Origin of the sequence: Devosia sp. YR412, from assembly GCF_900110945.1 — a bacterium.
Classification (GTDB): Bacteria; Pseudomonadota; Alphaproteobacteria; order Rhizobiales; family Devosiaceae; genus Devosia.
On the sequence record NZ_FOFL01000001.1, the window covers coordinates 528,976 to 541,569 of the forward strand.

Sequence of the window (12,594 nt, forward strand, 5' to 3'; positions counted from 1 at the left end):
AGGCCCAGTCCAAAGACGCGTGAGTTGAGCTATGTCCACCCTGGCGATGTTGTTTTTTCCGATCGGCATGGCTCTGGCCGCCTCGTCGGATCTGCTGACCATGCGCATTTCCAACAAGCTCGTGCTCTTCCTTGTCGTCAGCTTCTTTGTCGTGGCGCTGGCGATCAACCTGCCGCTGCAGCAGTTTGGCATGCACATCGCCTGTTCGCTGGTGGTGCTGGCCGTCGGTTTTACCTTCTTTGCGCTGCGCTGGATCGGCGGCGGCGACGCCAAGCTGGCAGCTGCAACGACGCTTTGGCTGGGCTTTGGCCTCACCTTGCCCTACCTGGTCTATGCAGCGCTGTTGGGCGGCGCGCTGACCCTGGCGATCCTAGGCCTGCGCAACCTGCCGCTGACGCCGTTCCTCGCTCGCCATCACTGGATCGAACGCCTGCATGATCCCAAGCAGGGCGTGCCCTATGGCATCGCCTTGGCGCTGGCCGGAATGCTGGTCTACACCAACTCGACGATTTTCGAGCGCCTGACCACCTGAAGGCCGACTACCAGCATAGTGACGCTGGCGAGTATGGCCGGTGGAAGTTACTGCCATTGATCGCATAAACATAAAATTCACAGAGTGTTAACTGCGTCGGCAAAGCTCCGGTTAACCAAACTTTGACCCTTTGGCCTCACAATTCGACCTGGTGGAATTGGGCGCGTTATGCCCGCGTACAACCGGAGTGAGTCATGAGGCCGGCGCGTATCATCTTGCTGATTGTGGCGCTTGTCGCCGGGGGCCTTGCGGCCTTTCTGGTGACGCGTGGCGATCCCGCGCCCCAGCCGGTGGTTACCGCCGAGCGCGTCGAGGAGGTCAGCACCCAGATCCTGGTCGCCAACAAGCCGATCGGTGTCGGCGAGCGACTGACCGCCGATAGCGTCACCTGGCAGGACTGGCCGCAGGCTGCGCTGCGCTCCGAATATGTCGATATTTCCGTCATGCCCGACGCGCCGGCCGAGCTCTCCGGCGCCGTCGCCCGCTTCGAGATTTTCCCCGGCGAACCCATTCGCGAGGCCAAGCTGGTCCGCGCCGACCAGGGCTATCTGTCGGCCGTGCTATCCGAAGGCATGCGTGGCGTTTCCGTCGGCGTGACCGCCGTGTCCAGCGCCGGCGGCTTCATCGTGCCCAATGACCATGTGGACGTCATCCTGACGACCGAGGGCGCCGCGGGAAAACAGTCCGAACTCATTCTGTCCAATGTTCGTGTCATCGCCATCGGCCAGCAATTGGGTGAACTCGGTACCACCGGTAATCAGGAAGACCCCAACTCCGCCGTCACGGCGCCGACAGCCTTCGTCGATGCGACCATCGCAACGCTGGAATTGACACCAAACCAGGCAGAAACCCTGGTCAATGGCTCAACCGCCGGCGAGTTGAGCCTGTCGCTTCGTTCGGTGGTTGATTTCAACAAGAACACCGTCGAAGGGCCCGCTACGAGCCAGACGGTGCGGCTGATCCGCTTCGGCAAGGAACAGGCTGTCCAATCAGGCGGTTCGACCTCCGTGGCCAGCCAGCCAATGTCCACAACGGCCCCCACCACCTTTACCCAACCGGTCCTGCCCCTCGCAACGCCCCAGGCGACACCGACCATCGACCCAGCCTCGGTGCCCCTCTAGGGCGGAGATGATCATGAACCAGAACCACACCTTGCCCCGCCGCCGCGCTGCCAGACTGCTTGCCGCCCCCTTGCTTGCCGCCGCTATGCTGGCCAGCGCGGGGCCCTCGCTCGTTCTGGCGCAGGAAAATCACATCGCCATTTCGGGCGCCGCCTATGGCGCGACGCGCGAGCTGCAGGTTGAACTCAACAAGACCGTGCTGGTCGATCTGCCGGCCGGTGCTGCCGAAGTCATTGTTTCCCAGCCGACGGTCGCGGCGGCCATCATGCGCAGCCGCACCCGCGCCCTGATCCAGGGCGTCACCGGCGGCGACACCAATATCTTCTTCATCGACGACAATGGTCGCACCATCCAGACGCTCGACGTCAAGGTCACCGAAGAGCCATCCCAGGTCGGCAATGCGCTCGAACTGGCTTTGGCGCGGGTCATCCCCGGCTCCCACATCCGGGTTGAATCCGTCACGCTCGGCGGTGGTGGTCTGGAAACCAACCGCGTCGTGCTGACCGGCAACGTTCTTTCTGCAGAAGACCGAGATCGTGCTGAAGCAGTGGCCATTCAATTTGCCGGTAGCCCCGAGAACGTCGCCAATATCCTCGATATTTCCGGGGCACAGCAGGTCATGCTGCAGGTTACGGTGTCGGAGGTCAAACGCTCGGTCGCCAAGCAGTTCGGCATCAACCTGAGCACCGCTTTCAACGTCGGTACCACCAACCTGCTCAGCTTTGCGAACATGATGGTCGACGAGGACATTCCGCATGGCGCCAATTTCGCCAATAGCTCGAATGGATCGTCCACCAATGCCGCGATCCGGGCCCTTGAAGCCCGTGGCGCGCTGCGTGTCCTGGCCCAGCCGACCCTGACCGCCATTTCCGGGCAGGAGGCAACCTTCCTGGCCGGCGGGGAAATGCCCTATGTCACCTACGACCCGACTGATGAAGACTCGCGCCTGAGCCGGACAGTCGAGTTCAAGCCCTATGGCGTCGAGCTGGCCTTTACCCCGGTGGTCAAGTCCAATGGCAGCATCGGCCTGACCGTCAAGACCTCGGTCTCCGAGCCGCAGGCCGACATGTCGATCACCAAGCGTGAGGCCGGTACTTCGGTGGAACTGCCGAGCGGTACGACGCTGTCGATCGGCGGTCTGCTCGAGGAGCGCACCAGCACCCAGATCGACCAGTTCCCCTGGCTCGGCGATATCCCGATCCTCGGTGCCCTGTTCCGCTCGCGCGATTATCGCACCGACCAGACTGAACTGGTCATCCTGGTGACGCCCTATCTTGTGGCGCCCAGTCCCGCCAATTCCATCCCCGTTCCAACCGATCGCACCACCGCGGCCAGCGATGCCGAGGGCATTTTCCTCGGCCGGCTGGAGAACATGTACGGCGTCGGCCAGACGGGCGAAATGCGCGGCAGCATCAGTGGTTCCGTCGGCTTCGTCCTCGACTGATCCGGGCGTCAAGAAAGAGTTTAGTTCATGAGTTTCCTGACTTCAGAACCCCGGAAAGCCGAAGAGCCGGCAGCCGAAATCGCCTCGGGCGCCCGGCTGATTCCGCGCATCACCATCCAGGCCTTCTGCGAACACTCCCAGACCGCCCAGCTGGTGGAAAGCGCCATCCACGACCGGCGCATGTCCAAGGTTGCCTTGACCACGCATAACGGCGGCATCGACGGCGCCGTCGAGACCTACAAGTCCAACCCGACGCCCAACCTCATCATCGTCGAAACCAACCTCTCGCCCGACGAGATCCCCGGCGCGCTGGAACGGCTCGCCGAGGTCTGCGATGCCTCGACCCGCGTCGTCGTGCTCGGCCATGTCAACGATGTGCTGCTCTATCGTGAGCTGATCCGCTCGGGCATTTCCGAATATATCGTGCTGCCCGCTACGGCCCAGCAGATCGTCGGCGCCATCACCGATCTGTTTGCCTCGGAAAACACCGCGCCGATCGGCCGCACCGTCGGCTTCATCTCGGCCAAGGGCGGGGCTGGCGGCTCGACCGTCGCTCATAACGTCACCTGGGCCATTGCCACCGCCTTGCGGCAGGACAGCCTGATCCTCGACATGGATTTGGCCTTTGGCACCGCCGGACTCAATTTCAACCAGGATCCGCCGCACGGCCTCGCCGATGCCGTCAACGCCAACCAGAAGGTCGACCAGACCATGCTGGACCGGCTGATGAGCAAGGCAGCCAATCACATCAACCTGCTCACCGCTCCAGTGACGCTGGATCGCACCTACGACTTCGAAGAGCGCGAGTTCGAGCAGCTGCTCGAGCTGTGCCAGAACACCATGCCCATCGTGGTGCTCGATATTCCGCACGCCTGGAATGCCTGGGTGCGCCAGACGCTGGCCACGGTCGACGAGGTGGTGATCGTCGCCGAACCAGACCTCGCCAACCTGCGCAATGCCAAAAACCTGGCCGACACTATCCGCGCCTTGCGCCCCACCGAAAGCGCACCTTGCCTCGTGCTCAACAAGGTAGCCATGCCGCGCCGGCCCGAGATCAGCCCGGCTGAATTCGCCGCATCGGTGGAATGCCAGCTGCTCGGCCAGATCCCCTTTGATGCCGCCCTGTTCGGCACGGCAGCCAACAACGGCCAGATGATCGCCGAGGTCGCCGCCAACAACAAGATCAACGACGTCTATCGCGCCATTTCCATGCATGTGACGGGGCGGCAGACCACGCATTCCGGCGGCAAGTCATCGAGCCTGATGAAGCTGCCGTCGTTCCTCAAAAAACGAGCCTGAGGGCGCTCATCCACGAGCCCTCCAGAACGGTAGGTTACCATGTTTGGCAAGCGCACAACTTTTGGCGGCAACACTCCGGGCGTCGGCGAAATGGCGCGTCCGGTGCTCAGCACGCCGCCACGTGCCGAGCCCGCTGCGCCTGCGCGCCGTGCCTCCGACAGCGATGGCATGGCCAGCCGTATCCGCTCCAATGAGGAAGTCGTCGACGTGCGCGCACCGGTCGATGCCGCGCGCGACAAGGAGTATTTCCAGACCAAGTCGGCGATTTTCAACGCGCTGATCGACTCCATCGATCTCAGCCAGCTCGCCACCATGGACCAGGACGCGGCGCGCGAGGAAATCCGCGACATCGTCGCCGAAATCATCGCGCTCAAGTCGATCATCATGTCGATCTCCGAGCAGGAAGACCTGCTCGAGGATATCTGCAACGACGTGCTCGGTTACGGCCCGCTCGAGCCTTTGTTGGCCCGCGACGACATCGCTGATATCATGGTCAATGGCTCGCAGCGTTGCTACATCGAAGTCAACGGCAAGGTGAAGCTCACCAATGTGCGCTTCCGCGACGACGCGCACCTGATGAACGTCTGCCAGCGCATCGTTTCCCAGGTCGGCCGCCGCGTCGATGAATCCAGCCCGATCTGCGACGCTCGCCTTCCCGACGGTTCGCGCGTCAACGTCATCGCACCGCCACTGGCCATCGATGGCGCAGCGCTCACCATCCGTAAGTTCAAGAAGGACAAGCTGACGCTGCAGCAGCTCGTCAAATACAATTCCATCTCGCCCGAAGGCGCCGAAGTGCTGCGCATCCTGGGCCGGGTTCGCGCCAATGTGCTGATCTCGGGCGGTACCGGTTCGGGCAAGACCACGCTGCTCAACTGCCTCACCGCCTTCATCGAGAAGGACGAACGCGTCATCACCTGCGAAGACTCGGCCGAACTCCAGCTGCAGCAGCCCCACGTCGTGCGTCTCGAAACCCGCCCGCCCAACCTTGAGGGCGAAGGCGAGATCACCATGCGCGATCTCATCAAGAACTGCCTGCGTATGCGTCCCGAACGCATCATCGTCGGCGAAGTCCGCGGCCCGGAAAGCTTCGATCTGCTGCAGGCGATGAACACCGGCCACGACGGCTCTATGGGCACGCTGCACGCCAACAGCCCGCGCGAAGCCCTGTCGCGTCTTGAATCCATGATCACCATGGGCGGCTATAGCCTGCCGAGCCGGACCATCCGCGAGATGATCACCTCGTCCATCGACGTCGTGGTGCAGGCCGCCCGCCTGCGCGACGGTTCGCGCCGCATCACCCACATCACCGAAGTGCTCGGCATGGAAGGCGACGTGATCGTGACCCAGGACATCTTCGTCTATGACATCATGGGCGAAGACAGCAACGGCATGCTGATGGGCAAGCACCGCTCCACCGGCATCACCAAGCCGGTGTTTGCCGAGCGCGCTCGCTACTTCAACGAAGAAGCCAACCTCATCGAAGCGCTCGAAAAGTCCAATACCGAGCAGCATGCTCTGCTGGATTCGTAAATGACCACCATCCTCCTCATTATCCTGGCCATGGTTACCGTCGGCGCGGCAGGTTTCGCCCTGGTGCCCAATGCCTTCAGTGGCGGCCGAGCCGAAAAGCGGCGCAAGGCGCTGCAGGGGGATATTCGCGTCAACCGCCTCGAGGTGGCAGCAACGCGCAGCCGCGACGAGCGACGCAAGAGCGTGCAGTCTGCCCTCAAGTCGCAGACCGATGCGCTCAACGCCAAGAAGCGCGTCACCCTGCCGCAAATGCTGTTCCAGGCCGGCATGACCACCAAGCCGGCGACCTTCATTCGCAATTCCATAATCTTCGGCGGCGTGGTTTTCGTCCTGCTGGTCTTGGTGCAGGTGCCGATCTATCTGGCGCCGGTGTTTGCCGTGGCCGCCGCCTATCTGCTGCCGCGCATGTGGATCAACCGCAAGCGGAAGAAATATCAGAGCCGCTTTCTCGACGAACTGCCCAATGCGGTGGAAGCCATCGTGCGCGGCGTCAAGACGGGCCTGCCGCTCAACGATTCCATGCGCGTCGTGGCCAAGGATGCCAAGGAGCCGGTGCGATCCGAATTCGGCCGCGTGCTCGATCAGCAGGCCTTCGGCATGTCGATGAGCGAAGCCATTGCCGTTCTGCTCGAACGCGTACCGCTGCCCGAGGTCAATTTCTTCGTCGTGGTCATCACCGTGCAGCAGCAGTCGGGCGGCAATCTCAGCGAGGCGCTGACCAACCTCGCCAAGGTGCTGCGCAACCGCAAGAAGATGAAGCAGAAGATCAAGGCCATGTCCTCCGAAGCCAAGGCCTCGGCCAGCATCATTGGCTCGCTGCCCTTCGTCGTCGGCACGCTGGTCAGTGTGGTGTCCCCCGCCTATCTGGGCCCGCTCTTCACCACGACAATTGGTCAGATCTGGCTCGGCGTCGGCGTCACCATGCTGTCGGCGGGCATCTTCGTCATGACCCGCATGGTCCAGTTCGAATATTGAGCGGGGAAACCAAATGGACGTCTTTGCTCTTCTGGCGCAGCGCGAATTCCTGATTTCGGTACTGGCTGCCGTCTCCGCTGCGGCGGTGGTCTTCACCTTCGGCTCCAGCTTTGTCGTCAAGTCCAAGATGCGCGATCGCATCAAGCGCGTTGCGCTCGAACGCGAGAAGATGCGCGCCGAGGAAATGGCCCGCCTGCGCGGCGCCGTTGCCCCCGACAGTCGTGGTATCCGCCGCACGGGCGAAACCAAGACCTATATGAAAAACGTGGTCGAACGCTTCGACCTCAAGAAGGCGTTCCAGGACGATGCGACCGTCGACAAGCTCGCCATGGCCGGCTTTCGCGGGCAGGGACACCTGACCACCTTCCTGTTCACCCGCCTGGCCACGCCGATCGGCATCTTCCTGGTCGCCGCCCTCTATCTGCTGGTGCTGTCGCCCGGCGAGAGGCCGCTCTATCTCAACCTGACCTATGCCATCGGTGCGGCGCTGCTCGGCGCCTATCTGCCCAATGTCCTGCTCAAGAACTCCATCACCAAGCGGCAGTCTTCCATCCGCCGCGCCTGGCCCGATTGCCTCGACCTGATGCTGCTCTGCGTTGAGGCCGGCATGTCGGTGGAACACGCCTTCAAGCGTGTCGCCAAGGAAATCGGTGCCCAGAGCGTCGAGTTGGCAGAGGAATTGACCCTCACCACGGCCGAGCTCTCCTTCCTCGAAGACCGCACCCGCGCCTATGACAACCTCGCCCGCCGCACCGGCCTTGATGGCGTCAAGTCGGTGATGACCGCGCTGATCCAGGCCGACCGCTACGGCACTTCGGTCGGTCAGGCCCTGCGCGTCATGGCCGAGGAAGGCCGCGAACAGCGCATGATGGAGGCCGAAAAGAAGGCCGCCGCCCTACCGCCCAAGCTGACGGTGCCGCTGATCCTGTTCTTTCTGCCGGTGCTGTTCATCGTCATTCTCTCCCCCGCCATCATCAAGGTGATGAGCGGCTCCGTCGCCACGACATTCGGCGGCTAAGGCAAACAGTTTTTGCGCAGGCGGTGACCCGTCCGCGCGATAAACGTTCTGGCTGTGGGAAGAGCTCTTAGCCCTTGTCGATCATGTCCCAGCGGTTCTGCTGGGTGAGCAGCGCCCGGACATAGGCCATATTGCTCTCGACCTGCTCGGGCGGCAGCTCGGCCGCATAGAGCGCGCGGCATTCATCGAACCGCCCCTGCAGCCCGACGACCAGCGCCAGGTTCTGCCTGACACGGCTGGTGGCGCCCTGCATCTGCACCGCGCGGCGCAGGTGCTGCTCGGCGGCCGGCAATTCATTGGTCATGGCATAGGACAGGCCCATATTGGCCTCGATCGCTGCCTCGCCCGGCGCAAACACCAGCGCCTGAGTATAGAGCGCCCGCGCTTCGCCATTGCGGCCCAGCTGGTCGAGCGTCGCGCCCTTGACCAGCAGCGCATTCCAGTCCGGCGCCTCGGGGCGGATCACATTGTCCAGCACCTGCAGCGACTGCTCGAACCGCCCATCGGCGGTCAGCGCCTTGGCATAAGCCACGTTGACATCGGGGTCCTGCGGATACTGGTCCATGCTGATTTCCAGCACCGATACCGCCTGCTTGTTTTGTCCGACAGCACGCAGGGCTGCCGCATAGTGGATGGCGATATTGCGATCCTTGGGATTGCTCTTGTAGCGCGCCGTCAGCTCGCCCAGCGTCTGCTGGGTCTGGCCGGCTGCCATGCCCGAATAGTCCGGCGAGGGCATCCGATTGGAGGCGCAGGCTGTCAGCGCCACCACCGCGACACCGGCCAGCAGCAGATTGCGCAAGGGCTTGATGAAGGGGATCAGCGACGTCACAGGCAACTCCTCGGGCCAGCCGGCACCTGCCCATGGAATAAATCATTAACCCTAACAGCCAGTTAAAGTAATGGTTGAGGAAGCTTGCTGGTGCGCCAGGAGGCCAAGCCGACTGGTTTGCGACCATCCATCATATAGTTGACTTTGACAACTAAATGGTTGTCTATATCAATAATAGCCTTTGGGAGCGCCGCCATGCCGATCAATGCCGCTGATATCGCCCAGATTCGCGCCTTCAACCGCTTCTACACCAAGGTCATCGGCCTGCTCGAAGATGGCATGCACAACAGCCCCTACACACTGACCGAAGCCCGGATCATCTACGAACTGGGTCGTCGGGGAAGGGCCACTGCCTCCAGCATTGCCGAGACGCTGGACATGGATCGCGGCCAGATGAGCCGGCTGGTGTTGCGGCTTATCGACCAGGGCGTGCTTGCTACCTTGCCACGCATTGGTGATCGCCGCGCCGCACCCATGGCGCTGACGCCCCATGGCGACAAGGTCTTTGCCCATCTCAACGCTATGAGTGACGCCGCCGCCGCAGATGCCCTGCTCGAGCCGCTCGACGAATTCGGCCGCCGCGACCTGGTCAGCGCCATGCGCCGCATCGAAACGTTGCTTAGCGAACCCGATGACGAACCCTTGGTCCTGCGCCCGCATCGCATCGGCGAACTCGGCTGGCTGATCCATCGCCAGGGCCTGCTCTACCATCTCGAACAGGGCTGGAACGGAGAGTTCGAAACCCTCATCGCCCGCATCTATGCCGATTTCGAAACCGCGCCGGCCAATCCGCCCAAATCGCTCTGGATCGCCGAGCTGGGCGGCGAAGTCGCCGGCTCCATCTTCATCATCCCGGCCGCCGATGAAGCGCCCGGCACCGCCCAACTGCGCATGCTCTACGTCGATCCCGCCTTCCGGGGCAGGGGCATCGGCAAGCGGCTGGTCGATGAAGCCGTGCGCTTCTCCCGCGCCTCGGGCTACAGCAAGGTCATCCTCTGGACCCAGGACTGCCTGGTCTCAGCTCGCCGCATCTATCAGGCCGCCGGCTTTACCCTCGAGCGCGAGGAGCGGCACCAGTCCTTCGGCGCCGACCTCAATGGCCAATATTGGGCACTGACGCTCTAGCTGGCGTCGCCCAGGTCGGTCAGCGTGTCTTCCGCTTCCAGCACGGCAGGAATGGTCGCATCAGCCTTGGGGAACAGCAGCGGCGCCGCAGCAAAGCCGACAATCACCAGCACCACCATGGCCCAGCCGGCCAGCGCCTTGTGCTTTTCGATGAACTCATTGGCCGCCTTGCCGAAGAAATAGAACAGCCCGCAGGGCACGAAGTAGCGCAGGCCGCGGCCAATGAGCCCGTAGAACACAAAGGTCCACAGATCGAGCCCGGCGACGCCGCTGGTGATGGTGATGACCTTGTAGGGGATCGGCGATATCGCGCCGATGATGATCATCAGCGGACCATTCTCATTGAAGCTCTGCTTCAGCGAATTAAAGCCGTCGCCGGCACCATAGAAGTCGATGATCGCCTTGCCGACTGTGTCGAACAGGAAATAGCCGATCGCATAGCCGGCCAGTCCGCCCACAACCGATGACACCGTGCAGATCGCCGCCAGCCGCCAGGCCCGCGTGCGGTCGGCCACGATCATCGGCGCCAGCATGATCTCGGGAAAGATCGGCAGGATCATCGCTTCGAGAAAGCACAGCAGCGCCAGGATCGGTTCGGCCAGCCGGTGCTTGGTCGCCAGTTTCATCCGGTCATAGAGCTTGAGCTTCTGCGGCGCGGTGGTTTCGGTCATGCGATCCTTGCTGATTTGCAGGCAGTCAACGTTTCCTTATCGCCCGCCAAGTCCCTCGCGTCCCCTTACGCGCCGATAACAATCGCGTCAGTAGCCCCGGCTGCGATCCACCACATTGATCAGCGGCTTGCCCTCTTCATGCGCGCGGATAATGCCGCCGAAATAACGCACGCCGCTGGCCGGGTCGGAAATCGCCGCGATGTGGGGGGTGATGTAGCAGGTCTCGATCTCCCACAGCGGGCTGCTTTCAGGCAACGGCTCGACCTCGAACACATCAAGGCTCGCTGCCGCCAGCGTGCCATCGCCCAGCGCCTTGACGATATCGGCCTCGCGCTGATGCCCGCCGCGCGCCGCATTGACGATCGCCGGCCCGCCCGCGAGCTGGCCGCGCCGCAACTTGCTGAAGGTCTCGTAATTGAGAATACCCGCTGTTTCCGGCGTCAGTGGCAGCAGGTTCACGAGGATATCGGTGCCGCCGAGAAATTCGCCGAACAGCGCCTGCCCGGCAAAGCCCTCTACACCCTCGATCGCTTTGGGCGTCCGGCTCCAGCTGCGCAGATCAAAGCCCAGCGGCTTCAGCCGGCTGACGGCATCCTGCCCCAAGACGCCCATGCCCATGATGCCGACCGTGGTTTCCGAGGCGGACGGTGGATAGAACTGGCTCCAGCGTTTCGCCTGCTGGTCGGCGCGGAAGCGCGAATACAGCCGATGATGCATGGTCACATGCGCCACCACATAATCGCTCATCCGCTGGCTGAGGTCCTTGTCGACGAAGCGCACGATCGGCGCATCGGGCAGGTCGGGATGCTTGAGCAAGGCGTCGACGCCCGCCCCCAGCGACAGCACGGCCTTGAGCCCGGTCAGCCCTTCGAAAGCGTCCGGCTTGGGCTTCCAGACGAAGATGTAGCGGACCTCGGCCGGATCGAAGGCATCGCCGCGCTGCACCACGGGATAGGGCGCCAGTTCCGCCTTGAGCTTTGCGGCCCAGTCAGCTTCATCGACGTCGGACAGGTGCAGCAACAGCATGAATGGCTCCTCGAAACAAAAAGCCGCGCCGTTTGACGGGCGCGGCTTGAATAGGTCAGGCAGTCGGCAGGTTCTACTGCGCTGCGGGTGCGGCAGGCGCTGCTGCCGGTGCGGCAGGGGCCGCGCCATTGGTCGTGCCGGCTGGCGTACCGCTACCCGTTGCAGTGCCCTGTACGGGGCTTTCGCTCTGGGTGGTGGTCGGCGTGTCGGTCACGGCAGCAGGCGCAGCAGGTTCGGCCGCATTGTCAGGCTGGGTCGCTGCCGGGTCGGTCGGTGCAGTCGCATCAGGCTGCGGCGTGCCAGCAGCTTCAGCGGCCGGCGCTGCAGGATCGACGCCTTCGGCTGGCGCAGCGGCGGCCTCTTCAGCCGGCGGGAATGGCACCGGGCTGCCCGACAGGGTCTGCAAGTAAGCCAGGATGTCGGCGCGCTCTTCGGCGGTACGGATACCGGCAAAGTTCATCTTGGTGCCGGGCACATAGTCGCTTGGCTTGGTCAGGAAGTGATTGAGGTTTTCGTAGGTCCAGGTGTCGCCGGCAGCGTTATGGGCCAGCATGCCCTCGGAATAGGCGAAATCGGAGATCGAGCCTTCCAGGCGTCCCACGACGTCAAACAGATGCGGACCCTGCTTGTTGGGCTCGCCTTCGCCGAAATTGTGGCACGACTGGCACTTGCGCACCGCAGCCTGGCCGCGCTCGACGCTGGCACTGGCCAGCAGAATGCCGAGCGGCACTTCCGGTGCAGCTTCCGCGGCTTCGCCGCCGGCGGCCACTTCGGGTTCCGGCAGGGCATAGCCAGGGCCACGGCCCTCGATGGGATGGTAGATGGCTTCAGCAACGAAGCCGGCGCCCATGACGAACAGCAGCGTGCCGAGCACGGCGCCCATGATCTTGTTAAGCTCGAACGAATCCATTTGGTCTCTCTGCCGGTCCATCCCCTGTGGACGATACGCGAACCCCGCCCAACTTTCGATAGCCCATAGGGAAATCGGCTCAACGGAGGGGTCCGAACGCGCGCGGAA

The 12,594-nt window shown here is 63.1% G+C and carries 12 protein-coding genes; 8 read left to right on the forward strand and 4 right to left on the reverse strand.

Annotated elements, in window-relative coordinates:
* The first annotated feature begins 31 nt into the window (after positions 1 to 31).
* The 7 genes from BM045_RS02560 to BM045_RS02590 all read left to right on the forward strand — a co-directional run bounded on the left by BM045_RS02560 (position 32) and on the right by BM045_RS02590 (position 7,922).
* A complete protein-coding gene (locus tag BM045_RS02560; protein ID WP_092179417.1) occupies positions 32 to 532 on the forward strand; it encodes an A24 family peptidase in 501 nt (166 codons plus the stop codon).
* A gap of 194 nt (positions 533 to 726) precedes the next feature.
* Positions 727 to 1,653 carry a Flp pilus assembly protein CpaB gene (gene cpaB, locus BM045_RS02565; RefSeq protein ID WP_092179418.1) on the forward strand — a complete coding sequence of 309 codons (927 nt, stop codon included), beginning with the start codon at positions 727 to 729 and terminating at the stop codon, positions 1,651 to 1,653.
* A 13-nt stretch (positions 1,654 to 1,666) separates the two neighbouring features.
* Complete coding sequence (locus BM045_RS02570; RefSeq protein ID WP_170848339.1) at positions 1,667 to 3,097, forward strand: type II and III secretion system protein family protein; 1,431 nt, start codon at positions 1,667 to 1,669, stop codon at positions 3,095 to 3,097.
* A 27-nt stretch (positions 3,098 to 3,124) separates the two neighbouring features.
* A complete protein-coding gene (locus BM045_RS02575; RefSeq protein ID WP_092179420.1) occupies positions 3,125 to 4,396 on the forward strand; it encodes a CpaE/TadZ family protein in 1,272 nt (423 codons plus the stop codon).
* 39 nt (positions 4,397 to 4,435) lie between these two features.
* On the forward strand, positions 4,436 to 5,929 hold the full coding sequence (locus BM045_RS02580; protein ID WP_244522849.1) for a TadA family conjugal transfer-associated ATPase: 1,494 nt from the start codon (positions 4,436 to 4,438) through the stop codon (positions 5,927 to 5,929).
* Positions 5,930 to 6,904: a type II secretion system F family protein gene (locus BM045_RS02585; protein WP_092179421.1), complete on the forward strand. Its 975-nt coding sequence runs from the start codon at positions 5,930 to 5,932 to the stop codon at positions 6,902 to 6,904.
* Between the two features lie 13 nt (positions 6,905 to 6,917).
* The gene (locus BM045_RS02590; RefSeq protein WP_092179422.1) at positions 6,918 to 7,922 is read left to right on the forward strand and encodes a type II secretion system F family protein; all 1,005 of its coding nucleotides are present in this window, start codon (positions 6,918 to 6,920) and stop codon (positions 7,920 to 7,922) included.
* A gap of 67 nt (positions 7,923 to 7,989) precedes the next feature.
* Here BM045_RS02590 and BM045_RS02595 read toward each other — a convergent pair whose 3' ends face one another.
* Entirely contained in the window at positions 7,990 to 8,754 is a 765-nt protein-coding gene (locus BM045_RS02595) for a tetratricopeptide repeat protein (protein ID WP_092179423.1), read from the reverse strand.
* 195 nt (positions 8,755 to 8,949) lie between these two features.
* On the opposite strand from BM045_RS02595, the gene BM045_RS02600 reads away from it, so the two are divergent.
* The gene (locus tag BM045_RS02600; protein ID WP_092179424.1) at positions 8,950 to 9,879 is read left to right on the forward strand and encodes a bifunctional helix-turn-helix transcriptional regulator/GNAT family N-acetyltransferase; all 930 of its coding nucleotides are present in this window, start codon (positions 8,950 to 8,952) and stop codon (positions 9,877 to 9,879) included.
* On the opposite strand, the gene BM045_RS02605 is transcribed toward BM045_RS02600, so the two are convergent.
* From BM045_RS02605 to BM045_RS02615, 3 genes are all read right to left on the reverse strand, one after another.
* Complete coding sequence (locus BM045_RS02605; RefSeq protein ID WP_244522850.1) at positions 9,876 to 10,550, reverse strand: YqaA family protein; 675 nt, start codon at positions 10,548 to 10,550, stop codon at positions 9,876 to 9,878. The two genes, BM045_RS02600 and BM045_RS02605, sit on opposite strands and share 4 nt — an antisense overlap.
* 87 nt (positions 10,551 to 10,637) lie before the next feature.
* Positions 10,638 to 11,576: a 2-hydroxyacid dehydrogenase gene (locus BM045_RS02610; RefSeq protein ID WP_170848340.1), complete on the reverse strand. Its 939-nt coding sequence runs from the start codon at positions 11,574 to 11,576 to the stop codon at positions 10,638 to 10,640.
* Between the two features lie 73 nt (positions 11,577 to 11,649).
* Complete coding sequence (locus BM045_RS02615) at positions 11,650 to 12,486, reverse strand: c-type cytochrome (protein WP_092179426.1); 837 nt, start codon at positions 12,484 to 12,486, stop codon at positions 11,650 to 11,652.
* Between the last annotated feature and the right edge of the window lie 108 nt (positions 12,487 to 12,594).

Coding starts and splice junctions, on each gene's coding strand:
- BM045_RS02560 (WP_092179417.1), top strand. CDS start 32: ATGTCCACCCTGGCGATGTTGTTTTTTCCGATCGGCATGGCTCTGGCC.
- cpaB (WP_092179418.1), top strand. CDS start 727: ATGAGGCCGGCGCGTATCATCTTGCTGATTGTGGCGCTTGTCGCCGGG.
- BM045_RS02570 (WP_170848339.1), top strand. CDS start 1,667: ATGAACCAGAACCACACCTTGCCCCGCCGCCGCGCTGCCAGACTGCTT.
- BM045_RS02575 (WP_092179420.1), top strand. CDS start 3,125: ATGAGTTTCCTGACTTCAGAACCCCGGAAAGCCGAAGAGCCGGCAGCC.
- BM045_RS02580 (WP_244522849.1), top strand. CDS start 4,436: ATGTTTGGCAAGCGCACAACTTTTGGCGGCAACACTCCGGGCGTCGGC.
- BM045_RS02585 (WP_092179421.1), top strand. CDS start 5,930: ATGACCACCATCCTCCTCATTATCCTGGCCATGGTTACCGTCGGCGCG.
- BM045_RS02590 (WP_092179422.1), top strand. CDS start 6,918: ATGGACGTCTTTGCTCTTCTGGCGCAGCGCGAATTCCTGATTTCGGTA.
- BM045_RS02600 (WP_092179424.1), top strand. CDS start 8,950: ATGCCGATCAATGCCGCTGATATCGCCCAGATTCGCGCCTTCAACCGC.
- BM045_RS02605 (WP_244522850.1), bottom strand. CDS start 10,550: ATGACCGAAACCACCGCGCCGCAGAAGCTCAAGCTCTATGACCGGATG.
- BM045_RS02610 (WP_170848340.1), bottom strand. CDS start 11,576: ATGCTGTTGCTGCACCTGTCCGACGTCGATGAAGCTGACTGGGCCGCA.
- BM045_RS02615 (WP_092179426.1), bottom strand. CDS start 12,486: ATGGATTCGTTCGAGCTTAACAAGATCATGGGCGCCGTGCTCGGCACG.